The sequence below is a fragment of the Streptococcus sp. 27098_8_86 genome (assembly GCF_041432595.1).
In the GTDB taxonomy this organism is placed as follows: Bacteria; Bacillota; Bacilli; order Lactobacillales; family Streptococcaceae; genus Streptococcus; species Streptococcus pneumoniae_F.
This window is the reverse complement of the sequence record NZ_JAPVZW010000009.1, coordinates 26,586-49,385: the sequence shown is the minus strand read 5'-3', so window position 1 is coordinate 49,385 and position 22,800 is coordinate 26,586. Positions and strand designations below refer to the sequence as shown.

At 40.4% G+C, this 22,800-nt stretch carries 22 protein-coding genes; 15 read left to right on the top strand and 7 right to left on the bottom strand.

Annotated features, from left to right (window positions below; all coding sequences use genetic code 11):
• The first annotated feature begins 16 nt into the window (after positions 1-16).
• From hisS to O3616_RS08330, 9 genes are all read left to right on the top strand, one after another.
• Complete coding sequence (gene hisS, locus O3616_RS08370) at positions 17-1,306, top strand: histidine--tRNA ligase (protein WP_000775865.1); 1,290 nt, start codon at positions 17-19, stop codon at positions 1,304-1,306.
• Between the two features lie 96 nt (positions 1,307-1,402).
• Complete coding sequence (locus O3616_RS08365) at positions 1,403-1,867, top strand: hypothetical protein (RefSeq protein ID WP_261078367.1); 465 nt, start codon at positions 1,403-1,405, stop codon at positions 1,865-1,867.
• Between the two features lie 9 nt (positions 1,868-1,876).
• Positions 1,877-2,083, top strand: coding sequence for a helix-turn-helix transcriptional regulator (locus tag O3616_RS08360; protein WP_001176227.1), 207 nt, complete (start codon positions 1,877-1,879; stop codon positions 2,081-2,083).
• Positions 2,083-2,280: a hypothetical protein gene (locus tag O3616_RS08355; protein ID WP_050253606.1), complete on the top strand. Its 198-nt coding sequence runs from the start codon at positions 2,083-2,085 to the stop codon at positions 2,278-2,280. The genes O3616_RS08360 and O3616_RS08355 overlap by 1 nt, the downstream gene beginning before the upstream one ends.
• 2 nt (positions 2,281-2,282) lie before the next feature.
• Positions 2,283-3,023: a DUF3169 family protein gene (locus O3616_RS08350; RefSeq protein WP_371638610.1), complete on the top strand. Its 741-nt coding sequence runs from the start codon at positions 2,283-2,285 to the stop codon at positions 3,021-3,023.
• A 9-nt stretch (positions 3,024-3,032) separates the two neighbouring features.
• Positions 3,033-3,674 (top strand): lysostaphin resistance A-like protein, encoded by a 642-nt coding sequence (locus O3616_RS08345; protein WP_371638609.1) that lies wholly within the window; start codon positions 3,033-3,035, stop codon positions 3,672-3,674.
• A 17-nt stretch (positions 3,675-3,691) separates the two neighbouring features.
• Positions 3,692-3,922 (top strand): hypothetical protein, encoded by a 231-nt coding sequence (locus O3616_RS08340; RefSeq protein ID WP_020902364.1) that lies wholly within the window; start codon positions 3,692-3,694, stop codon positions 3,920-3,922.
• Between the two features lie 154 nt (positions 3,923-4,076).
• Positions 4,077-5,840, top strand: coding sequence for an aspartate--tRNA ligase (aspS, locus tag O3616_RS08335; protein ID WP_049487732.1), 1,764 nt, complete (start codon positions 4,077-4,079; stop codon positions 5,838-5,840).
• Complete coding sequence (locus O3616_RS08330; RefSeq protein ID WP_261020417.1) at positions 5,818-6,759, top strand: YitT family protein; 942 nt, start codon at positions 5,818-5,820, stop codon at positions 6,757-6,759. The genes aspS and O3616_RS08330 overlap by 23 nt, the downstream gene beginning before the upstream one ends.
• Before the next feature lie 29 nt (positions 6,760-6,788).
• Here the strand turns inward: O3616_RS08330 and O3616_RS08325 are convergent, their stop codons facing one another.
• From O3616_RS08325 to O3616_RS08305, 5 genes are all read right to left on the bottom strand, one after another.
• Complete coding sequence (locus tag O3616_RS08325) at positions 6,789-7,775, bottom strand: LacI family DNA-binding transcriptional regulator (RefSeq protein WP_371638607.1); 987 nt, start codon at positions 7,773-7,775, stop codon at positions 6,789-6,791.
• A 9-nt stretch (positions 7,776-7,784) separates the two neighbouring features.
• Entirely contained in the window at positions 7,785-8,585 is an 801-nt protein-coding gene (locus O3616_RS08320; RefSeq protein WP_371638606.1) for a DUF1189 domain-containing protein, read from the bottom strand.
• A gap of 145 nt (positions 8,586-8,730) precedes the next feature.
• The gene (locus tag O3616_RS08315) at positions 8,731-9,573 is read right to left on the bottom strand and encodes a sugar ABC transporter permease (protein WP_084891159.1); all 843 of its coding nucleotides are present in this window, start codon (positions 9,571-9,573) and stop codon (positions 8,731-8,733) included.
• Position 9,574: 1 nt separating this feature from the next.
• Positions 9,575-10,867: a carbohydrate ABC transporter permease gene (locus tag O3616_RS08310; RefSeq protein ID WP_049552225.1), complete on the bottom strand. Its 1,293-nt coding sequence runs from the start codon at positions 10,865-10,867 to the stop codon at positions 9,575-9,577.
• A 109-nt stretch (positions 10,868-10,976) separates the two neighbouring features.
• A complete protein-coding gene (locus O3616_RS08305) occupies positions 10,977-12,248 on the bottom strand; it encodes an extracellular solute-binding protein (RefSeq protein ID WP_049552224.1) in 1,272 nt (423 codons plus the stop codon).
• Positions 12,249-12,728: 480 nt separating this feature from the next.
• On the opposite strand from O3616_RS08305, the gene malQ reads away from it, so the two are divergent.
• The 4 genes from malQ (at position 12,729) to O3616_RS08285 (ending at position 17,873) form a co-directional block, all read left to right on the top strand.
• Positions 12,729-14,246, top strand: coding sequence for a 4-alpha-glucanotransferase (gene malQ, locus O3616_RS08300; protein WP_000747274.1), 1,518 nt, complete (start codon positions 12,729-12,731; stop codon positions 14,244-14,246).
• A gap of 25 nt (positions 14,247-14,271) precedes the next feature.
• The gene (gene glgP, locus O3616_RS08295; protein WP_140224604.1) at positions 14,272-16,530 is read left to right on the top strand and encodes a glycogen/starch/alpha-glucan family phosphorylase; all 2,259 of its coding nucleotides are present in this window, start codon (positions 14,272-14,274) and stop codon (positions 16,528-16,530) included.
• Positions 16,531-16,858: 328 nt separating this feature from the next.
• The gene (locus O3616_RS08290; RefSeq protein ID WP_371638605.1) at positions 16,859-17,677 is read left to right on the top strand and encodes a hypothetical protein; all 819 of its coding nucleotides are present in this window, start codon (positions 16,859-16,861) and stop codon (positions 17,675-17,677) included.
• Positions 17,670-17,873 carry a hypothetical protein gene (locus O3616_RS08285; protein WP_371638604.1) on the top strand — a complete coding sequence of 68 codons (204 nt, stop codon included), beginning with the start codon at positions 17,670-17,672 and terminating at the stop codon, positions 17,871-17,873. The genes O3616_RS08290 and O3616_RS08285 overlap by 8 nt, the downstream gene beginning before the upstream one ends.
• 153 nt (positions 17,874-18,026) lie before the next feature.
• Here the strand turns inward: O3616_RS08285 and O3616_RS08280 are convergent, their stop codons facing one another.
• Complete coding sequence (locus O3616_RS08280; protein ID WP_371638603.1) at positions 18,027-18,875, bottom strand: putative RNA methyltransferase; 849 nt, start codon at positions 18,873-18,875, stop codon at positions 18,027-18,029.
• 151 nt (positions 18,876-19,026) lie between these two features.
• Here O3616_RS08280 and O3616_RS08275 point away from each other — a divergent pair, with 151 nt between their 5' ends.
• Together O3616_RS08275 and O3616_RS08270 are read left to right on the top strand one after the other, a co-directional pair.
• Complete coding sequence (locus O3616_RS08275; RefSeq protein ID WP_000910909.1) at positions 19,027-19,305, top strand: DUF6110 family protein; 279 nt, start codon at positions 19,027-19,029, stop codon at positions 19,303-19,305.
• A 1-nt stretch (position 19,306) separates the two neighbouring features.
• The gene (locus tag O3616_RS08270; RefSeq protein ID WP_371638601.1) at positions 19,307-21,370 is read left to right on the top strand and encodes a heavy metal translocating P-type ATPase; all 2,064 of its coding nucleotides are present in this window, start codon (positions 19,307-19,309) and stop codon (positions 21,368-21,370) included.
• Between the two features lie 77 nt (positions 21,371-21,447).
• Here the strand turns inward: O3616_RS08270 and tyrS are convergent, their stop codons facing one another.
• Positions 21,448-22,704: a tyrosine--tRNA ligase gene (gene tyrS, locus O3616_RS08265; protein WP_261062450.1), complete on the bottom strand. Its 1,257-nt coding sequence runs from the start codon at positions 22,702-22,704 to the stop codon at positions 21,448-21,450.
• Between the last annotated feature and the right edge of the window lie 96 nt (positions 22,705-22,800).

Here is a 22,800-nt window from a genome sequence, read left to right as displayed (position 1 = left end):
TTAAAGAGGATTCCCTATGAAATTACAAAAACCAAAAGGAACGCAGGATATTTTACCTGCTGAATCTGCCAAATGGCAGTACGTTGAGGGCTTTGCCCGTGAGATTTTCAAGCGCTACAACTATGCAGAAGTGCGTACGCCTATTTTTGAGCATTACGAGGTTATCAGTCGCTCTGTCGGAGATACAACGGATATCGTAACCAAGGAAATGTACGACTTTTATGACAAGGGTGACCGTCATATTACCCTCCGTCCAGAAGGAACTGCGCCCGTTGTTCGTTCCTATGTGGAAAATAAACTCTTCGCCCCAGAAGTGCAAAAGCCAAGTAAGTTCTACTACATGGGCCCTATGTTCCGCTATGAGCGTCCACAGGCAGGACGTTTGCGCCAGTTCCACCAGATTGGTGTTGAGTGTTTTGGCTCTAGCAATCCAGCTACCGATGTGGAAACAATCGCGATGGCGGCCCATTTCTTGAAAGAAATCGGTATCCAAGGTGTCAAATTACATCTTAACACTCTTGGAAATCCTGAGAGCCGTGCGGCATACCGTCAAGCCTTAATTGACTATTTGACACCGCTCAAGGAGACCTTGTCTAAGGATAGCCAACGTCGTTTGGAGGAAAATCCTCTCCGTGTCTTGGACTCTAAAGAAAAAGAAGACAAGGTAGCAGTAGAGAATGCGCCTTCTATCTTGGACTTCCTTGATGAAGAAAGCCAAGCACACTTTGATGCTGTGCGTCAGATGTTGGAAAATCTTGGAGTAGACTATATCATCGATACCAATATGGTACGTGGTCTGGACTACTACAACCACACCATTTTCGAGTTTATCACAGAGATTGAGGGCAATGACCTGACAGTCTGTGCGGGTGGTCGCTACGATGGTTTGGTTTCTTACTTTGGAGGCCCTGAAACTGCTGGCTTTGGTTTTGGACTTGGTGTAGAGCGCCTGCTTCTCATTCTTGAAAAGCAAGGTGTGGCTCTCCCTATCGAAAACGCCCTAGATGTCTATATCGCAGTCTTGGGTGATGGAGCAAATGTCAAAGCTCTAGAACTAGTACAAGCTCTTCGCCAACAAGGCTTCAAAGCAGAGCGTGATTACCTCAACCGTAAGCTCAAAGCTCAGTTCAAGTCAGCCGATGTCTTTGCGGCTAAGACCCTCATCACCCTAGGAGAAAGTGAAGTCGAAAGCGGACAAGTGACAGTGAAGAACAACCAAACCCGAGAAGAAGTGCAAGTATCACTTGAGGCTATCAGCCAAAACTTCTCAGAAATATTTGAAAAACTAGGGTTTTATACTCAATGAAAATCAAAGAGCAAACTAGGAAGCTAGCCGCAGGCTGTACTTGAGTACGGCAAGGTGAAGCTGACGTGGTTTGAATTTGATTTTCGAAGAGTATTAATGATAGATAAACTGGTCAGGAACTTACTCCTGACCTTTTTCTTTTGCAAAATGACAAAAATCATAAACTTTTTGACAAATATGCTTGTCAAAAAGAAAAAGATGTGTTACAATGTAAGCAAGTTAAGAAATAGAAAGCAGAAAGGAGCTATGATGTGGGTAGTATTTATACTATTTATGATTTTCTTTTATTCTAATAATTCTAAAAAAATCAAGAAACTAGAGAATAAAATCAAAAAGCTTGAGCGAAAAGAGAAAGGAAATATAGAAATGTCAAGATTATTGCAAGAATTAATTGGGAAAAATCCAACAATCGTTGGACAAGTGTTTGGAACATCTTTATGGGAAGTTGTGGATGTTGATGAGGAATGGGTCAAACTACGTAGTGTTGATAAAGAGGGGAAAGAAAAATTCAAGTTGCAACGTATTGAGGATATCCAAACCGTTGAATTTGACGGAGAGTAGGTGTGTAACATGCAACTAAAAAATCGTCTAAAAGAGCTGCGGGCTCGCGATGGCCTCAATCAAACCGACCTAGCTAAGCTAGCAGGGGTTTCCAGACAGACCATTAGTCTACTAGAACGGGATGAGTACACCCCATCCATTATCATTGCCCTGAAAATATCTCAAATTTTCAACGAAACAGTCGAATCGGTATTTCGCTTGGAGGAGGACGAGTGATGAACAAGTATAAAGTGATTTATTATGTAGTTGCCATAGCTCTATTAGTCAGCCTGTGTCTACTAATTGGAACAAATCTAGGATGGTTTGATCTCTATTACAGCGACCAATTTATCTGGGCCTACTTTGCTCTTATCCCAGTCGTTGACTGGATTGAAAAGAAATCCAAAAATCTAGCAAGTGAAAAAGGAGAATGAATATGAAAAAGAAAAAGAAACATGGATTGTTATTTTTAATGTCTGTTGTCTTGGGAGGTTTCTTGGGCATGTTTGTAGGGATGTTTAAGGCACGTGCCGAATCCCACGAAATTATGTTAGATGTAAAAGTCTTGATACCATGGATATCAGCTATTTGTTTACTGATAGGTTTTATTAGCATTCTTTTGACGTTCAATTTCTTAAAGAAAAGCAGAAAATTTCACTCCTTGTATCAAGAGGAAATGGATGATGATTTGAATGAAACCTATTATGTGCAAATGTATCGGAATCTTGAGTTTGGAACTATTGCTTTTAATATTACAAGTGTAGCGATTTTGTTGGCTCTTTTCATCTCATTAAATGAAGTGATTGTACTAAATGGAAGCCATCTAACCTTATCTCTTTCTTTTTTGGTATTAGTGCTGATTTTCAGTGTTCAAAAATATCTTTTTAAGACCATTGCGATTGTTCGTCAGTTTGATTTGGCATTTTTTTCTACACCAAAGGATGTCATGGACTTTATCAATTCTTACGACGAAGGGGAGCGTCAGGCTAATTTAGAACAAGGTTTTCAGATTTTATTCAAATTAAACCAATATGTCTTGCCAGGTCTCTACATTCTAATTGATCTCTTTTCCTTACTGACAGGAGAGATTCAGCTACTAGCCTTCTTGCTTGTCGGAACTATCCATGTTTATATCAATGTGATGCAGTTACCTATGGTAAAACGTTATTTTAAATAGGAGTCCTTTATGAAACTACTTAAAAACCTTGGCTGGTTTCTTCTAGCCATTCTATCCTTTTTATTCATCTATGGCTTCATTCAGGTGCTCGCGACTACGTCGCTTGCCTTAGGCGGTTCACCCTATGCTGTGACCTTGCTCTATGTGGCCTTGGCTGGAGTTTATGTGTACGGCATTTACAAATGGTATCAGAAAGGTCCTGTTTGTATTGAGAAGAGTGGCTTCAACCGATTTATTTGGCTTCCTGCCTTGGTTTGGTTCTTATCTCTGGTTGTCCAGTTTTTCTTGCCAAATGATCCTTCAGTAAATCAGCAAATAGCGATAGACTTGACCTTGTCTCAACCACTTTTCTCATTCTTTGCGGTCGTTATTTTTGCTCCTTTGACGGAAGAACTTATCTTTAGAGGGATGTTAGCACGATACCTCTTTCCTAAGCAGGACAATAGGAAACAAACTCTGATTTTTCTTCTGGTATCCAGTGTTCTGTTTGCCTTGATTCATTTCCCAGGTGATGTGCAACAATTTTTTGTCTATTTTAGCCTTGGTTTTAGCTTGGGCTTGGCTTATATTAGCAGAAAAGGTCTGGTCTACAGTATTTCTCTCCACGCTTTGAATAATTTAGTCGGCTTTTTGATGATTCTCATGCTATAATAGAGTCAGGAGGTCACATGAAACGAGTAATTTTATTAGCAGTGATTCAAGCAGTTGTTCTATTTTTCATCATTGGGGGATTAGCTTATGCCTTCAAAGGTGATTTCTTCTATAGCCATCTCGCAGTGGTCTTTGCCCCTATTGCAGGTGTCTTGCGCTTTGGGACAGCTTATACAACAGAAATTGTCTTGCCTCGAAAGGCAGCCGAAATCGCTGAAAAGCGTAAAGCAGGCAAAAATTCAAAATAAAAGAGTCCGATGAACTTCATCGGATTTTTGTATGGACGCTAATTTTTAGGGCCTTCACTTGATTTTTAAAGACTGACAAACTTTTCTGCTGATTTTCATGAAGAGCCTGCGCTTTTATGGTAAAATAGTAACAGAATAAAAGAGGAGAGAAACAATGAAACGTAGTATGTATGCTGGTCGTGTTCGTGAGGAACACATCGGACAAGAAATGACCTTGAAAGGATGGGTTGGCCGTCGTCGTGATCTTGGTGGTTTGATCTTTATCGACCTTCGTGACCGTGAAGGAATCATGCAGTTGGTTATCAACCCTGAAAAAGTATCTGCAGAGGTTATGGCAACAGCTGAAAGCCTTCGTAGCGAATTTGTTATCGAGGTGACTGGACAGGTCGCTGCGCGTGAGCAAGCCAATGATAAGTTGCCAACTGGTGCAGTTGAGTTAAACGTGACAGCTCTGACCGTGCTTAATACAGCTAAGACAACACCATTTGAGATTAAGGATGGCATTGAGGCCAATGACGATACGCGTTTACGTTACCGTTACCTTGACCTTCGCCGTCCAGAAATGCTGGAAAATCTTAAACTTCGTGCCAAGGTGACCCACTCTATCCGCAACTACTTGGATGAGTTGGAGTTTATCGACGTGGAGACACCATTCCTTTCTAAGTCAACTCCTGAAGGGGCGCGTGACTACTTGGTGCCATCTCGTGTTAATAAAGGGCATTTCTACGCTCTTCCTCAAAGTCCACAAATCACGAAACAGCTCTTGATGAATGCTGGTTTTGACCGTTACTACCAAATCGTTAAATGTTTCCGTGATGAAGACTTGCGTGGAGATCGCCAGCCTGAGTTTACCCAGGTCGACTTGGAAACATCTTTCCTTACTGAGCAAGAAATCCAAGATATTACAGAAGGCTTGATTGCCCGCGTGATGAAGGAAACAAAAGGCATCGAAGTGACGCTTCCATTCCCTCGTATGAAGTATGATGACGCTATGGCTCTCTATGGTTCTGACAAACCAGATACTCGTTTTGACATGTTGCTCCAGGACTTGACAGAAGTGGTCAAAGGTGTAGACTTTAAAGTCTTTTCAGAAGCACCTGCTGTAAAAGCAATTGTAGTCAAAGGCGCTGCGGACAACTATTCACGTAAAGACATCGACAAGATGACGGAAGTAGCCAAGCAGTACGGTGCTAAAGGCCTTGCTTGGGTCAAGGTAGTTGATGGAGAATTAAACGGACCAGTTGCTAAGTTCTTGACGGGGATTCAGGCAGACTTGACTGTAGCGCTTGCTCTTGAAGATAAGGACTTGGTTCTCTTTGTGGCGGATACGCTTGAAGTGGCCAATGCAACTCTTGGTGCCCTTCGTGGACGTATTGCCAAAGAGCTTGGCTTGATTGATAACGATAAATTCAACTTCCTTTGGGTGGTTGACTGGCCAATGTTTGAATGGTCTGAAGAAGAAGGTCGCTACATGAGCGCCCACCATCCATTCACACTTCCACAGGAAGAGACTGCTCACGAATTAGAAGGTGATTTGGCGAAGGTTCGTGCCATTGCTTACGATATTGTCTTGAACGGTTATGAGCTTGGTGGTGGTAGCCTTCGTATTAATCAAAAAGACCTTCAAGAACGCATGTTCAAGGCTCTTGGTTTCTCAGCCGAAGAAGCAAATGACCAGTTTGGCTTCCTTCTTGAAGCCATGGACTATGGTTTCCCACCACACGGTGGCTTGGCTATCGGACTTGACCGATTTGTCATGCTCTTAGCAGGAGAAGAAAATATCCGTGAAGTCATTGCCTTTCCTAAGAATAACAAGGCAACTGACCCAATGACACAAGCTCCTTCAACAGTAGCTCTCAAACAACTAGAGGAACTCAGCTTACAAGTAGAAGAAGATGAAACAAGCAAAACGAATTAAGCGGTGGCGCTATTATCTGCGCCGCTTTGCTCATCAAATAAAAATTTTACGTGTCTTACAAAGCATCTCTCGCGAAAAATATGATGAGAAGATTTCGGCTTCTCTGGTCTATGGTTTTTTATCAGCAGTGGCGGTCAATTTCTTTTTCCAACCAGGGCATGTGTATTCGAGTGGTGCAACAGGTCTGGCACAGATTATCTCTGCCTTGAGTAATCACTGGTTTGGTTTTCACATTCCGATTTCACTGACCTTTTACGCCATTAATTTTCCTTTGATGGTCTTGGCTTGGTATCAGATTGGCCATAAGTTTACAATCTTTACCTTTATTACGGTTTCCATGAGTTCCTTCTTTATCCAGTTTGTCCCTGTGGCGACCTTGACGGAGGATCCTATTATCAATGCCCTTTTTGGGGGCGTTGTCATGGGCTTGGGGATTGGTTTTGCTCTTCGAAACAATATCTCCAGTGGGGGGACGGATATCGTCAGCCTGACCATTCGCAAGAAAACGGGTAAGAACGTAGGTAGTATTTCTTTCTTGGTAAATGGAACCATCATGCTGATAGCAGGTTTGACCTTTGGTTGGAAATACGCTCTTTACTCTATGATTACCATCTTTGTCTCTAGCCGTGTAACAGACGCTGTCTTTACCAAGCAAAAACGGATGCAGGCCATGATTGTGACCAATCATCCAGACAAGGTAATTGAAAAAATCCATAAAAAATTGCACCGCGGAGCAACCATGATCCACGATGCAGAAGGAACCTATAATCACGAAAGAAAGGCAGTTTTAATCACTGTCATTACACGTGCAGAGTTTAATGAATTTAAACAGATTATGAAACAGGTGGATCCAGGTGCCTTTGTCTCTGTATCTGAGAATGTTCATATTCTAGGACGATTCGTTGAAACAGATAATTAGTAACTAAAAAAACCAGCGCGAGCTGGTTTTTATTTTTCGATAATTTTGTGGGCAATTAACTGACGATAACAAATTTGTTTATTGCTTTTAGCATCGCTGATAATCTGGAGGATAGTTTCAAAGGAAACACGACCAAGCTCCAAACTATTGATATCGACATAGGCCGCCAAGTTGAGCTTGGGATTGACTGAGTCGAAACTGAGAACAGGGACATCCAGTTGGTGCTTAGCAATATAGTCACAGACCCCTTCGGCTAGGAGGCTATCGGTTGTAATGATAGCATCAATCTGCGGGTCATGCTGAAAGAGGAGTTTACTAAATTGGTACCCTTTTTCCTCTAGAAATTCATTTGCAAAGTAGGTCAGATTGTCATCAAGAGGCAGTTTGTATTGCTTGAGTGCTGACTCATAGCCTGTTAAACGGTCTTGCGTTACGAAGAGTCGCTTAGTCCCTCCAATGAAGGCAATTCGTTTGCAGCCTTTTTTGATAAAATATTCGGTTGCATCAAAACCAGCTTGGACATTGTCATTATCGACAAGAGGGATAAAGGGTGAAATGGATTTTCCTAGGATGAGGAAGGGGAACTGCTCATCAGCGACCAGCTTGACCAAGGGATCCTCCTCTTCGGCATAAAGGAAGATTAAACCATCCACACGTTTACCGTAAACCATCTGTGAAATAGCTTTAAGGCGCTCTTTTTCATCTTTACCTGTTGCAATCTGAATAGCGTAGTGGTTTTCAGATGCGACTTGGGCGATACCACGGAGGACAGATGGGAAGAAAGGATTTTGATAGAAGGCGTCTGAATCGTCAGGAAGGACCAAGCCGATAACTTGGGTATAACTGCTTACCAAACTACGAGCGTTGAGGTTGGGGTGGTAATTGAGTTCCTTCATCGCCTTGCGAACGCGTTTTTTTGTTTCGTCGCTAATGGTTGATTTGTTTTGAATAACACGGGTTACGGTTGAGGGCGAAACACCAGCAGCCTTGGCCACGTCTTTAATCGTAACGGGCATAAAAATCTCCTATTTATGGTAATCTGGATCACGGAAATGCGTTTTATAAAAGATAGTGACCAGATACAGAACAAAAAGAATGTTTTGTACAGTAATCAGGGTTGTCATATTTTGGCCAAATAATCCCAAAATCAGCGTAATCAGAGTTGGTAATCCTAAACAGTTCAAGATAAAATGGTAGCACTCTTTAAAGGTCCTAAATGAAAAGAGGCGGGATTTCTTAGTGATATAAAGGAGAAGACTCGCTCCTAGAGAGACGATAAAGAAATTCAAACCAAAGAGGAAGCTAGCACCGAGAACTAGGAAGAGACTGATATAGACACGATTTTGCTGGTACCAGTCTTTAGAAATGGCTTGGGTCAAGCTGTCTTTACTTTTGAAACTCTCAGTCTCAATCGCTCGGTAAGAGATACGGGTCAGCTCTTTACTTTCCTTGCTGATGACGAGCTCATTCGTATCGAAATGCAGTTGCAAGTCCTTAGGTAATTCCTTGCTTTGATTTGGACCGATCACAATAGAAGGCGCTTGACTAGCTGTGCCTGTATAAGTTAATTTGCCATCAACAATTGTAGCATGTTCGGAGAGATCCTGGACAACCTTATCTGTCAATGGTTCATAGACATTATCGATAAAGGTTTCTAGTGGATAAGTCTCCTGGGAGCTATTTTGGATGGCAATGGGTACCATAGACAAGCTGATAAGGAAGATACTGGTAAAGAGAAGCTGAAACCAGTTGAGTCCGAAACGTTTGGACAGGGGCTTACGAAATCCCCAAATACTTGAAAAATAAGAAAATGGATATGGAAGCATAGGTATCTTTCTAAAAGGTGTTTTCTATATGAGTATTATTATATAGAGAAATGTGCTTTATTTCAAGTCTAGGAGACAAATTGCTTGATACAAGGATAGTTTTATAGTCACAAGCTCCAAAATGAAAAAGGGTGGCGGGGATATATTATCCCTTGTCGCCACCACTTGTAAGTCCTGAAACAAAGTTCTTTTGTAGGAAGAAGAAGAGAATACAGATTGGAAGGGCGATGAGAATAGCACCTGCTGAGAAGTAGGCAATCTTCATGTTTTTCGCATTGTTAACGAAGGTTTGGAGACCTACGGCAACAGTAAAGTATTCTTTCTCACGAAGCAAGAAACTAGAGAGGATGTAGTCCCCGAAAGGTCCCATGAAGGCCCAGAGAGCTTGTACGGCAACCATTGGGCGAACAAGTGGAAGAACAATTTGCCAGAAGCGGCGGAAGTGTCCTGCACCGTCTAGTTTTGCAGATTCGTCTAGAGACATTGGCACTGTATCGAAGTAGCCTTTCATCAACCAAGCATTCATCGGGATACCACCACCAACGTAGAGGAAGATGAGGAACCAGCTGTGGTTAAGGGCGTTCAACATAAGCGCCATAACGAAGAAGGCTGTCAAAGCGGCCATGGTTGGCACCATTTGGATAATCAAGAAGAAGACCAAACTTTGTTTACGAGCCAAGAAGTTGTAACGGCTGTAAGCATAACCAGCAAGTACGATAATACTTGTTTGAACAGCCATGGTAATCAAGGCGATAATCAACGTGTTGAGGTACCAAGTACCGTACAAGGTTTCAGAGAAGAGTCCTTGGAAGTTAGCAAAACTAAAGTCGACGTTGCTGTCTAGTTTAAAGGCTACTACGTTACCAGTCTTGAAGGCTGACATAATGGTAATCAAAAGTGGATAGATAATCACAATTGATAGACCAATCAGGTAAAGGTATGTAAGGGTTTGAGTCAGTCTACGTTTGAGTTTAATTGAGTTATTCATCTTAGACGTCCTCCATATCAAATGCGTGTAGTTTCTTGAATGCGATCATAGAGATTGAGATGACAATGATAGAGATAATCAAGGTAACAGCTGCCGCCATAGAGTATTGAGGAGATGTACCTGTTGTCAAACGGTAGATCCATGAAATCAAGATATCGGTTGAACCAGCTCCACCACCGACACTACCAGGTCCTCCAGCATTGAAGAGGTACATGATAGAGAAGTTGTTAAAGTTGAAGGTGTATTGGCTAATTAAAGTAGGTGCCGCAACCGCCAAGATCATTGGGAAAGTGATGTTGCGGAATTTTTGCCAAGCATTGGCACCGTCAATATAAGCTGCTTCGTAAAGGTCATTAGGAATAGATTGTAAGATACCCAAAGTCAAAACGTAGATGTATGGGAATCCAAGCCAACCTTGCATCATAATCAAGGCAATCTTAGTCCAGGTTGGGTCTGTTTTCCAAGGAATAAGAGCCCCATCAAGGAAAGGAAGGAATTTAGCCAAGATTGGCAATACTTGAGTGTTGATGGCTCCGACGCTATCATTAAACATGTTTGAGAATGTCAAGATAGTGATGAAGGCTGGAACAGCCCAAGGAAGAAGGAAAATAACACCAAAGATACGTTTTCCTTTGATAAACGGTTGGTTAGCAATGATAGCTGTGAAGATACCAATCACAATCTGCAAAGTTGAGGCAGCCAAAGCCCAGATGATAGTCCAAGAAAGAACGGCACCAAAGGCAGAACGGAAGGTACTCAAGCTCCAGATGTTTGTAAAGTTGGTCAAACCAACCCAGTCCAACAATTTGTTTGGTGGCAAGTGTTGGAAGTCATAGTTAGTAAAGGCGATCATCAAGGTTACGATGACTGGGAAGATAATCGCAAAAGTCATTGCAACATAAGATGGAATGATCAAGAGGTAAGGGAAGCCATTTTCATAAATCCCTTTGATCATATCTTTGAGGGTACGTGGAACTGGGATTCCATTGTTAATACGTTTTGCAATTGTATGTGCATCTTTGATATTTGCGAAATAAAAGAGTACATAAACGACTACAAAGATTAAATGGAAGGCACCACGAATCAGCATAAAGAGGGAATTATCACGACCTGGCTTGTCACCAAGAGTGATGAGATTGCTCAATTCAGGGGCTGCAAGTGCTAGGAAGTAAAGGACGAATACAAGGGTTACACCAAGGAAGATAAAACCTTTTGCTTTTTGTTTATTGTAAATCTGTCCTAACCCAGGAATGATAGACAGCAGGGCTGCTTTACTAGGTTGTTGCTTTTCCATAATAACTCCTTTCATAGAATACTGGTTTTTAGATAAAACCTAAACTATTTATGTTTCTATTGATAAATTCAAAGGGGGATTTGAATTCCACCCCCCTTGAACAAATTTTTTATTCACCAAATTTTTGTTTGATTGTTTCTTTGATCAATGTTACAGCATCGTTAGCAGCTGTTTTAGCATCTTTCTTACCACTTACAGAGTCAAAGAGCATGTTAGCAGCTGGTTCCCAAACTGCAGACATTTGAGAGATGTTTGGCATTGGTTGAGCGTTCTTGAACTGTTTGATAACAGCTGTTGTCAACTCATCGTTTTTACCTTCAGCGTATGAACGAGCTTCAGTGTTAGCTGGGATTTCGTTAGTTGCATCGTAGAAGGCTTTTTGTTGTTCAGTTGAAACAAGGAAGTCTACAAATTTTTGTGCGCCTTCAAGGTTCTTAGTGCTTGATGGGATGATCCAAGCTTTACCACCACCGAATGCTGCGTAGTCTTTTCCGTTTGGAAGAGTTGGGATAGTAGCAACACCGTAGTTTACTTTAGCATCTTTGAATGCTTTAGCTTTCCAAGGTCCATCAATGATAGCAGCTGTTTTACCTTCTTGGAATTGAGTTTGGATTAAGTTTCCAGCAGCTGTACCATCTTGCATACCTTTAGGCCATTTTTCATACCAAGATTTAGCGTAGTTGATACCTGCGATAGCACCTTCGTTTGCAAGACCGATGTCTTTAGGATTTTTACCGTTATCGCCAAATACATAAGCTCCGTTACCAGCAAGAAGTCCGTATGCATAGTAGAAGTTTGTCCAGTCAGCTAGGAATGCAGAAGTTTTTCCATCTTCTCCAGCGAATGCGTATTTGCTATCTTTAGCAAGTTCTTCTAATTCAGCAAAAGTTTTTGGAGCGTCTTTTACCAAGTCTTTGTTGTAGTACATAACAAGTGACTCGATAACCGCAGGAGCACCGTAAACTTTACCGTCAGCAGCTGTTACAAGAGATTTAGTTTTATCATCTGTTTTAGCGCCGTCGCTCAATTTCACTTCTGAAAGTTGTCCGTCAGTACCAAGGCTACCTACACGGTCGTATGGAGCCATCATAACGTCAGCAGCTTGACCTGATTGGTTGTCAAGAGAAAGTTTGTCAAGACCACCAAGTTGGTCACCAGATTTGATGTTAACTTTTGTTCCTGATTCTTTTTCATAAGCCTTAGCAACTGTTTCAGCAAAAGCTTTGTATTGGTCTTCAACGTAAAGAGTGATTTCTTTACCTTCAGATGAACCAGCATCAGCAGCTTTTTCAGCAGGTTTGCTTCCGCAAGCTACCAAAAGCAAGCTAGCAAGTGTAGCAGTTCCAAGCACAGCAGCGCTCTTCATGAATTTAGATGACATAGTGTATTCCTCCTAAAGAATAACAAATTTTATAATGAGGAAACGCAAACGTTTTCCTTTATGGGACTAGTATAGCACAATCAGAAAGCGGTTGCAAGTGTTTTTTGTAAAAATTTTAAAAAAATTTCACGAAAAGGGTAAGCGTTTTATTTGTTTATAATGGTAGAAAATCTAAAAATCGCTTTTATTTTGTTTTTTTTAAAAAAGTTGAGAAAACGATTGCCTAATTTACAAATGGAAACTAAAGAGATTTGCTACTTTATTTCCAGCTCATAAGATAAGTGAAACCCTTATTCCTATTTTGTTTGTTTCCTGAAAGAATATATATACGAGTAAGAAGAAAAAAATTCTAAAAAATAATCAAAAAAGTTATTTAGAACCGCTTGCATTTATCAAGAAAATGAGCTATACTAGTAATAGCGCAAACGTTTGCGTTCATAAAAATGTAATATCTAACTATAAACACATGAGGTGCTTATTATGAAAAAACGTCAAAGTGGTGTGTTGATGCACATTTCTTCTCTTCCAGGAGCATACGGAATCGGATCATTTGGTAAAAGTGCTTACGACTTTGTTGATTTCTTGGTTCGCACAAAACAACGTTACTGGCAAATCCTTCCACTAGGAACAACTAGTTACGGAGATTCTCCTTACCAATCTTTCTCAGCCTTCGCAGGGAACACTCATTTTATCGATTTAGATATCTTGGTGGAACAAGGCTTGTTGCAAGCAAGTGACCTTGAAGGGGTTGACTTTGGTAGTGATGCGTCTGAAGTTGATTATGCGAAAATCTACTATGCACGTCGTCCTCTTTTAGAAAAAGCGGTAAAACGTTTCTTGGAAGTAGGAGATGTTAAAGATTTTGAGAAATTTGCTCAAGACAACCAATCATGGCTTGAACTCTTTGCAGAGTATATGGCTATCAAAGAGCATTTTGACAATCTTGCTTGGACTGAATGGCCAGATGCAGATGCTCGTGCTCGTAAAGCTTCAGCACTTGAAAGTTACCGTGAGCAATTGGCAGACAAGTTGGTTTACCACCGTGTGACTCAATACTTCTTCTTCCAACAATGGTTGAAATTGAAAGCTTACGCTAACGACAACCATATCGAAATCGTTGGAGACATGCCAATATACGTAGCGGAAGATTCAAGCGATATGTGGGCAAATCCACATCTCTTCAAGACAGATGTCAACGGTAAGGCGACTTGCATCGCAGGATGCCCACCAGATGAATTTTCTGCAACTGGTCAGCTTTGGGGTAACCCAATCTATGACTGGGAAGCAATGGACAAAGACGGCTACAAATGGTGGATTGAACGCTTGCGTGAAAGCTTCAAAATCTACGACATCGTTCGTATCGACCACTTCCGTGGCTTCGAATCTTACTGGGAAATCCCTGCTGGTTCTGATACAGCAGCACCTGGTGAGTGGGTGAAAGGTCCTGGCTACAAGCTTTTTGCAGCCGTTAAGGAAGAACTTGGTGAGCTAAACATCATCGCTGAAGACCTTGGCTTCATGACTGATGAAGTTATCGAATTGCGTGAACGTACTGGCTTCCCAGGAATGAAGATTCTTCAATTTGCCTTCAACCCAGAAGACGAAAGCATCGATAGCCCACACTTGGCACCTGCTAACTCAGTTATGTACACAGGAACACACGATAACAATACGGTCCTTGGTTGGTACCGTAACGAGATCGATGATGCGACTCGTGAATACATGGCTCGCTACACTAACCGTAAAGAATACGAAACAGTGCCACATGCTATGCTTCGTACAGTCTTTTCATCAGTTAGCTTCATGGCAATTGCAACTATGCAAGATTTGCTAGAATTGGATGAGGCAGCTCGTATGAACTTCCCATCTACCCTTGGTGGAAACTGGTCTTGGCGTATGACTGAAGATCAATTGACACCAGCTGTCGAGGAAGGCTTGCTTGACTTGACAACAATCTATCGCCGAATCAATGAGAATTTGGTAGAATTAAAGAAATAATACAATATCAGGAGACATCTTAAACATGTTATCACTACAAGAATTTGTACAAAATCGTTACAATAAAACCATTGCAGAATGTAGCAATGAAGAGCTTTACCTTGCTCTTCTTAACTACAGCAAGCTTGCAAGTAGCAAAAAACCAGTTAACACTGGTAAGAAAAAAGTTTACTACATCTCAGCTGAGTTCTTGATTGGTAAACTTTTGTCAAACAACTTGATCAACCTTGGTCTTTACGACGATGTCAAAAAAGAACTTGCAGCTGCAGGTAAAGATTTGATCGAAGTTGAAGAAGTTGAATTGGAACCATCTCTTGGTAATGGTGGTTTGGGACGTTTGGCTGCCTGCTTTATCGACTCAATTGCTACTCTTGGTTTGAACGGTGACGGTGTTGGTCTTAACTACCACTACGGTCTTTTCCAACAAGTTCTTAAAAATAACCAACAAGAAACAATTCCAAATGCATGGTTGACAGAGCAAAACTGGTTGGTTCGCTCAAGCCGTAGCTACCAAGTACCATTTGCTCACTTCACATTGACATCAACTCTTTACGATATCGATGTACCTGGTTACAAGACAGAAACGAAGAACCGCTTGCGTTTGTTTGACTTGGATTCTGTTGATTCTTCTATCATTAAAGACGGTATCAACTTTGACAAGACAGACATCGCTCGCAACTTGACTCTTTTCCTTTACCCAGATGATAGTGACCGTCAAGGTGAATTGCTCCGTATCTTCCAACAATACTTCATGGTTTCAAACGGTGCGCAATTGATCATCGAAGAAGCAATCGAAAAAGGAAGCAACTTGCATGACCTTGCTGACTACGCAGTTGTCCAAATCAACGATACTCACCCATCAATGGTTATTCCTGAATTGATCCGTCTTTTGACTGCACGTGGTATCGAGCTTGACGAAGCAATCTCAATCGTTCGTAGCATGACTGCCTACACTAACCACACAATCCTTGCTGAAGCCCTTGAAAAATGGCCTCTTGAATTCTTGCAAGAAGTGGTTCCTCACTTGGTACCAATCATCGAAGAATTGGACCGTCGTGTGAAAGCAGAATACAAAGATCCAGCTGTTCAAATCATCGATGAGAGCGGACGTGTTCACATGGCTCACATGGATATCCACTACGGATACAGTGTTAACGGGGTAGCAGCACTCCACACTGAAATCTTGAAGAACTCTGAATTGAAAGCCTTCTACGACCTTTACCCAGAAAAATTCAACAACAAAACAAACGGTATCACTTTCCGTCGTTGGCTCATGCATGCCAACCCAAGACTGTCTCACTATTTGGATGAGATTATTGGAGAAGGTTGGCACCATGAAGCAGATGAGCTTGAAAAACTCTTGTCTTATGAAGACAAAGCAGCTGTCAAAGAAAAATTGGAAAGCATCAAAGCTCACAACAAACGTAAATTGGCTCGTCACTTGAAAGAACACCAAGGTGTGGAAATCAATACAAACTCTATCTTTGATATCCAAATCAAACGTCTTCACGAGTACAAACGCCAACAAATGAACGCTTTGTACGTGATCCACAAATACCTTGACATCAAAGCTGGTAACATCCCTGCTCGCCCAATCACAATCTTCTTTGGTGGTAAAGCAGCTCCAGCCTACACAATCGCTCAAGACATCATCCACTTGATCCTTTGCATGTCAGAAGTTATTGCTAACGATCCAGCAGTAGCTCCACACTTGCAAGTAGTTATGGTTGAAAACTACAACGTTACTGCAGCAAGCTTCCTTATCCCAGCATGTGATATCTCAGAACAAATCTCACTTGCTTCTAAAGAAGCTTCAGGTACTGGTAACATGAAATTCATGTTGAACGGAGCTTTGACTCTTGGTACTATGGACGGTGCTAACGTGGAAATCGCTGAGTTGGTTGGAGACGAAAATATCTACATCTTTGGTGAAGATTCAGAAACTGTTATCGACCTTTACGCAAAAGCAGCATACAAATCAAGCGAATTCTACGCTCGTGAAGCTATCAAACCATTGGTTGACTTCATCGTTAGCGATGCAGTTCTTGCAGCTGGAAACAAAGAGCGCTTGGAACGTCTTTACAATGAATTGATCAACAAAGACTGGTTCATGACTCTTCTTGACTTAGAAGATTACATCAAAGTGAAAGAGCAAATGTTGGCTGACTACGAAGACCGTGACGCATGGTTGGATAAAGTTATCGTTAACATTTCTAAAGCAGGATTCTTCTCATCTGACCGTACAATCGCTCAGTATAACGAAGATATCTGGCACTTGAACTAAGAATCTTTGCATCAGATTATAAAACAAAACGCATCTTGAAAAGGTGCGTTTTTACTACGAGGAACTCCGTCAGTTAATTTTAGTGATTAATTTTAAATTATATAGTTTGTATGTAAATTACTTTTCAAATCTAAATACGGAAAACATCAATAAGATTATATAAAAAGATGATTGGATGATCGTAACTCATTTGATCGCACATCAATAGACCGGTAGTACAAATAAGTTCCAGATTTTTTCTTGAAAAAATCTGGAACTTACGGTAGAATATAATAATAATCAACAGAAGTATTAATACAACATAAATTTTCATATGCTAGGAGTAATCATGAGTGATTTAATTTCTAAAATTTTTGAAATTCTGCCCGAGTGGGCCAAATGGGCGATATCTATACTCACGGTTCTTGGAGTAGGTCTAGCATTTGGATCTATAATTTATACGATTTTGAAATATGCAAATGCTGTTGATAAGGAGTCGAGAGTATTTGATTTATCTAAGCAAAATAAACAACTTTCGGAAGAAAATAGACAAATAAGATATTTTAGCACCTTGTTAAAAACCAATTTTGAACTTTTAGAAGAAATTATACCGACTTTAGAAAATCAAATTGATCGAATTACTGAAGTTTGGGATGATGACAGTCAAGAGGTAAAAAAACAACGTGTCAGTGAGGTCTACGATGTATTTAGTGATGCTGTCCAAAGATACATTGATGTGTTGACTAGCGAATTTAATTCTGAAAATAAATGTCGAATATCTGTTTGGGGATTAAATAAAGAAGAAAGCGAAGATAAATTGAATATCATTGCAAGAAGTGCCACTTTTTTGCGTTCAAGTAATAGGGAATTAGATATTAATAATTCTATTGCTGGAAGAGCATTTAGAAAAGGAACAAAGCAATTATCAAAACATTTAGAATCAGATCCTGATTGGGAAAAATACCTATTAGATAGTCGCTATAAATCAATAAGTGCTTTTCCAATTCAAGGAGAAAAAGTGGTGACTATTGACTATAAAAATGTTCCCACTGAAGTTGAAGAATGTTTAAGTGAACTAATTGTGAATGGGTTAGATAATATATATTCACGTATTAGTAAAGTTAGAATCTATTTAAATGTTATTGAAGGAGGCTCGAAAGATGAGTAAAAATAGTAATCGTATTGTTTTTCAAAAAGGACAGTTGTCCTTAAATGAAGAAAATTCTTTCGCTAAAGATTTTTTAGATATTGATTTCTTTAATTCAAGAAAATCACGTATTTTAGATAACATAAAAGCTGAAAATGAGCTACAAAAATTAAACGAGACTTGTATACACGAATTTAAACGGGCGATGTCTAACTAAATCATGGTTGAGACATCAGTGGTTTATTATATCCAAATAAATATATAATATTATATCAGAAATCTTTCTTTTCCCTAGCAAATAATACATTAGCAAAATAAAATTACACCCGTACCTTGAAGGTACGGGCTTTGTAGTATCTCAAAAATTTATTTACAGTACTTTCCCAACCAGAATCTCTGCCTCAATGGTAATCTCTGTCAGTTGGCTCCAGTCAATCTTGCTCTGATCGACATGAAAGAGTAGAGGAGTCATGCTGAGTAGGGCTTGGAGCTGCTCTGCTGTGATAGTCTTAGTCAGAGAGGCCGTTTGGTTAGATAGGATGGTAAAGTGTTCCTGGAAATGATTTTTGATATCTTGGTTGGAATAGTCCTTGTTTGTCAGCTGGTCTTGTACCTTCTGACGGATTTCCTTGAGGTGATTTTTAGTTGGAATAACCTTTATCAAGATACCGTCTTTGGATAAAACGCGACGAAATTCTCCATAGTTGGCAGGTGAGAAGATATCAAGTAAGATATCCATGCTGGCGTCTTTTATAGGGAGACGAGCTAAGTCACCAACGAACCAGTTGACTGTCCAGTTGGGTTCGCTCTTGGCAGCGATTTGGACCGAATCTTTGGAGATGTCAAAGGCATAGAAGGTTTTGTCAGGATGACTTTCTTGGAGTTTGCGAGAATAGAATCCTTCGCCACAACCGATATCTAAGACTGTGGTGCTAGTTTCTGAATTTGCTAACAAGTCAGATACAGCCTCTAAGATAGCGTGGTAAAAGCCGGTTTCTAGGATTTGTTGACGGTTTTGGAAGTTTTCTTTGTCATAGTTAGCAGATTGCTTGATTTGAGGTACTAGATTGACATAGCCGAATTTTGCCAGGTCAAAAGAATGACGGTTGTAGCACTTGAGACTGCTCTCTACCAGAGTCAGCTTTTCTTGACAGATAGGACAGGCAAAGGCAGTCGCAGAAGCGAAGCGCTGAAGTTTGGGTTTGAGATTTGTATTCATAGTTTAAGTGTATCAAAAGAGGCAAATGAAAGCAACTTTAGGAATAAGTAGATGGGAGATTCAGTAGAAATAAAACTAATTCTCCAATTTATGGAATGAAATTGCTTTTATATCTAAATTGCTATATAATAATGATAAGGAGGAAATAAGTATGTTAAAAGAAGTACTAACCGTTGCAAAAGTTGCGAAAAAATCATCACTCTTTTTGGGTGGTGTCGCATTTGGTACCCTTGGCTTGAAAATCTTAGCAAGTAAGGAAGCTAAAAAAGGTTATTCTAAAGCTTTGGCTAAGGCTTATAAGTTGAAAGATGAGCTAGATGCATCTGTTTCTGTTGTGAAGCAACATGGAGACGATGTCTTGCAAGATGCCAAATATTTGTACGAGCAAGAGAAAAAAGAAGAGCAATTAGATAGCCTTATAGGAGAATAATATGTCTTTTAAAGTGCTACATAGAGGATACCAACATATCCGACTATCATCTTCTTTTTCACTCACCTTGGATATTCAAGACTATCTTCGTTCCTTGGCGAGAGATGAAAAGGGGATTGAGTCTATCCAGTTTTACATGGATCAACAGCACTTTACTCTACGCATAAAAGAAGGCTTTTCTGTATTAGATAATGCAGAAGCCTTTTTAAAAAGAATTGATAAAGGGAAAGTTTCTGAGTTGATGACTCTTCCCATTCGTAGAGAAGAGAGTGCTTATTCTATTGTTTCAGGTGCAGCGATTAAGCGTGTACTTTTTCGTAGTTTTGTGCCGTATCCTATTCGCTATATATGGACTTGTTATCAGGCTTTTGGCTATATTAGAGAAGCCTATCAAACACTAGCGCGTAAGGAACTAACGATGGAGGTCTTGGACTGTTCGGCGATTTTATTGTCCTTATTTATGAACCAATCCAAGACAGCTAGCAATATCATGTTTATGCTTGATTTGGGGAATCATTTAGATCAGTGGTCCTTGAAAAAAACTGCAACAGATTTAGAACAAAGCCTTCTTGCAAAAGAGAGCGACGTATTCTTAGTACAGGGCGATACGGTTGTTAGTATCAAGAGTTCCGATGTTCAAATAGGAGATGTCTTGGTCCTATCTCAAGGAAATGAAATTCTGTTTGATGGACAAGTAGTTTCAGGTTTAGGTATGGTCAACGAAAGTTCCTTGACGGGAGAGAGTTTTCCAGTTGAAAAAAGAGAGTCTGATTTAGTTTGTGCAAATACAGTATTAGAAACTGGAGAGTTACGCATTCGTGTAACCGATAATCAGATGAACAGCCGGATTTTACAACTGATTGAGTTGATGAAGAAATCTGAAGAAAACAAGAAAACGAAACAACGCTATTTCATCAAGATGGCGGATAAGGTCGTCAAATATAATTTCTTGGGGGCTGGGCTGACTTACCTATTGACAGGTTCTTTTTCTAAGGCTATTTCTTTCCTATTGGTCGATTTCTCCTGCGCTTTGAAAATCTCTACTCCTGTAGCTTATTTAACAGCTATCAAGGAGGGGTTGAATCGTGAAATGGTGATTAAGGATGGAGATATTCTGGAGAAATATCTGGAAGTTGATACTTTCTTGTTTGATAAGACGGGAACAATCACAACTAGTTATCCTATAGTTGAAAAGGTGTTACCTTTTGGGGACTATAGTGAGGAAGATATTCTCAGAATCAGTGCCTGTCTTGAGGAACACATTTATCATCCTATTGCTAATGCCATCGTCAAGCAAGCTGAGATAGAGGGAATTGAACATGAGGAAATGCATGGGAAACTCCAATATATCGCAAGCAAGGGGATTAAATCTCATATAGATGGCCAACCAGTTCTTATTGGGAATTATGTTTTGATGCAGGATGAGCAAATTCATATCAGTTCAAAACAAAATGCTTTAATTGAAGAGTACAAGAGTCACTACAATCTCTTATTCTTGGCTTATCAGAATGAATTGATTGGAATGTTCTGCATTCATACTCCTTTGAGAAAAGAAGCAAAAGCGGCCTTGGAGAAACTTAAGGCACAAGGGAAAAAATTGATTCTGGCAACAGGGGACACCCTGGTTAGGACAGAGGAATTAGTCAAAGATTTGCCCTTTGATCAGGTCTATACAGACTTGAAACCTGATGGGAAATTTGAGTTAGTAGAGGAACTGCAGAAAGCAGGTCACACTATTTTGATGGTTGGGGATGGGTTGAATGACTCAGCGGCTCTAACCCTATCAGATATCGGTGTGGTGATGAATGAGAGTGCAGACATTTCTAAGCAGATGAGCGATATCTTATTGTTAGATAATCGCTTGGATTTCTTCCAAGAGTTGGATTGGCTATCATCATCTTTGCAAACACTCATCAAGAAGAATATTCAAGATACCGTTGTCGTAAATAGTAGTTTGATTGGCTTTGGCTTGTTTAATTGGCTCAGTCCTTCAAATCTCTCTATCTTACATAATCTAACAACCTTACGTATTGTACTGCGTAGCCTGTCTATTAAGGCTAGATAGATGAGAGTTATTAACAGCAAAAAGGAGTTACCTTTCTCGAGGATAACTCCTTTGTTTATAGATAAATGTTGAATAGTTTAGTAAGTCAATACAAAGTATTTTTTCTTCCCGCGACGGATAACGGTCAGTTCGTTCTCTAACTTATCTGCGTCAGTCAAGACATAGTCAAGGTCTTGGATGCGGTCGCCGTTGACGTAGATAGCTCCGTTTTGGACGTCTTCACGGGCTTGGCGTTTTGAGTTAACTACACCAGATGAGACGAGCAGTTCCACAATATTGTGGTTTTCGTCTACTTGTACTTGGTAGTTTGGCACACCACGAAGTCCTTGTTTGAGCTCTTTAACAGAAAGATTTTTGATGTTTCCTGCAAAGAGTTGCTCAGTGATGTTAAGAGCTTCTTTGTAAGCTTCTTCTCCGTGAACAAGTGTAACGACTTCACGAGCCAAGACTTTTTGTGCCAAGCGTTCGTGTGGAGCCGCTTCAAATTGTTTACGGATGTCTTCAATCTCATCAAGTGACAAGAAAGTAAAGATTTTCAAGAAGCGAACAGCGTCTGCATCCATAACGTTCATCCAAAATTGGTACATTTCGTATGGAGAAGTCTTTTCAGGATTGAGCCAGACTGCGTTCCCTTCTGATTTACCAAATTTCTTACCAGTTGCATCTGTGATCAATGGAACAGTGATAACGTGGCCAGTCTTGTCAGCCTTACGACGAAGCAATTCGGTACCAGCTGTCATATTTCCCCACTGGTCAGAACCACCGATTTGAAGCGTTACGTTGTGGTCTTGGTTAAGAACGAAGAAGTCGTAACCTTGCATGATTTGGTAGGCAAACTCAGTGTATGAAATTCCTGTTTCGATCCGTTTTTTCACAGACTCCTTGCTCATCATGTAGTTGACAGTAAAGTATTTTCCGATATCACGGAGGAAGTCAATGAAGCTGATGCTGCCAAACCAGTCGTAGTTGTTGACCATGACAGCTTTATTTTCACCATTTTCAAAGTCAAGAAAACGAGAAAGTTGTCCTTGGATAGACTTGACCCAGCCATCTACTGTGTCTTTTGTTTGGAGACTACGTTCAGCATCTTTGAAGGACGGATCTCCGATGAGACCTGTAGCACCGCCAACGAGCGCATAAGGTTTGTGACCTGCTAGCTGCAAGCGACGACTTGTCAAGATTGCGACAAGGTGGCCTAGGTGAAGGCTGTCAGCAGTTGGATCGTAGCCAGTATAATAAGAAACTTGACCTTCTTCTAGGGCTTTACGCAAAGCTTCTTCATCAGTCGTTTGAAAAATCAAACCACGCTCTTTTAGCTCATCAAAAATGTGCATGTGTCTTTTCTCCTTTTTAAAAATATTGTTTCTACCTATTGTATCACAAACTTGGGCAATAGCCTAGTAGAATAGGGAAGAAAGTGCCTATTTTAT

Coding starts and splice junctions, on each gene's coding strand:
- O3616_RS08315 (WP_084891159.1), bottom strand. CDS start 9,573: ATGAATAACTCAATTAAACTCAAACGTAGACTGACTCAAACCCTTACA.
- O3616_RS08360 (WP_001176227.1), top strand. CDS start 1,877: ATGCAACTAAAAAATCGTCTAAAAGAGCTGCGGGCTCGCGATGGCCTC.
- O3616_RS08350 (WP_371638610.1), top strand. CDS start 2,283: ATGAAAAAGAAAAAGAAACATGGATTGTTATTTTTAATGTCTGTTGTC.
- O3616_RS08305 (WP_049552224.1), bottom strand. CDS start 12,248: ATGTCATCTAAATTCATGAAGAGCGCTGCTGTGCTTGGAACTGCTACA.
- O3616_RS08270 (WP_371638601.1), top strand. CDS start 19,307: ATGTCTTTTAAAGTGCTACATAGAGGATACCAACATATCCGACTATCA.
- O3616_RS08330 (WP_261020417.1), top strand. CDS start 5,818: ATGAAACAAGCAAAACGAATTAAGCGGTGGCGCTATTATCTGCGCCGC.
- O3616_RS08325 (WP_371638607.1), bottom strand. CDS start 7,775: ATGCCCGTTACGATTAAAGACGTGGCCAAGGCTGCTGGTGTTTCGCCC.
- hisS (WP_000775865.1), top strand. CDS start 17: ATGAAATTACAAAAACCAAAAGGAACGCAGGATATTTTACCTGCTGAA.
- glgP (WP_140224604.1), top strand. CDS start 14,272: ATGTTATCACTACAAGAATTTGTACAAAATCGTTACAATAAAACCATT.
- malQ (WP_000747274.1), top strand. CDS start 12,729: ATGAAAAAACGTCAAAGTGGTGTGTTGATGCACATTTCTTCTCTTCCA.
- O3616_RS08320 (WP_371638606.1), bottom strand. CDS start 8,585: ATGCTTCCATATCCATTTTCTTATTTTTCAAGTATTTGGGGATTTCGT.
- O3616_RS08345 (WP_371638609.1), top strand. CDS start 3,033: ATGAAACTACTTAAAAACCTTGGCTGGTTTCTTCTAGCCATTCTATCC.
- O3616_RS08310 (WP_049552225.1), bottom strand. CDS start 10,867: ATGGAAAAGCAACAACCTAGTAAAGCAGCCCTGCTGTCTATCATTCCT.
- O3616_RS08365 (WP_261078367.1), top strand. CDS start 1,403: ATGATAGATAAACTGGTCAGGAACTTACTCCTGACCTTTTTCTTTTGC.
- tyrS (WP_261062450.1), bottom strand. CDS start 22,704: ATGCACATTTTTGATGAGCTAAAAGAGCGTGGTTTGATTTTTCAAACG.
- O3616_RS08340 (WP_020902364.1), top strand. CDS start 3,692: ATGAAACGAGTAATTTTATTAGCAGTGATTCAAGCAGTTGTTCTATTT.
- O3616_RS08355 (WP_050253606.1), top strand. CDS start 2,083: ATGAACAAGTATAAAGTGATTTATTATGTAGTTGCCATAGCTCTATTA.
- aspS (WP_049487732.1), top strand. CDS start 4,077: ATGAAACGTAGTATGTATGCTGGTCGTGTTCGTGAGGAACACATCGGA.
- O3616_RS08290 (WP_371638605.1), top strand. CDS start 16,859: ATGAGTGATTTAATTTCTAAAATTTTTGAAATTCTGCCCGAGTGGGCC.
- O3616_RS08280 (WP_371638603.1), bottom strand. CDS start 18,875: ATGAATACAAATCTCAAACCCAAACTTCAGCGCTTCGCTTCTGCGACT.
- O3616_RS08285 (WP_371638604.1), top strand. CDS start 17,670: ATGAGTAAAAATAGTAATCGTATTGTTTTTCAAAAAGGACAGTTGTCC.
- O3616_RS08275 (WP_000910909.1), top strand. CDS start 19,027: ATGTTAAAAGAAGTACTAACCGTTGCAAAAGTTGCGAAAAAATCATCA.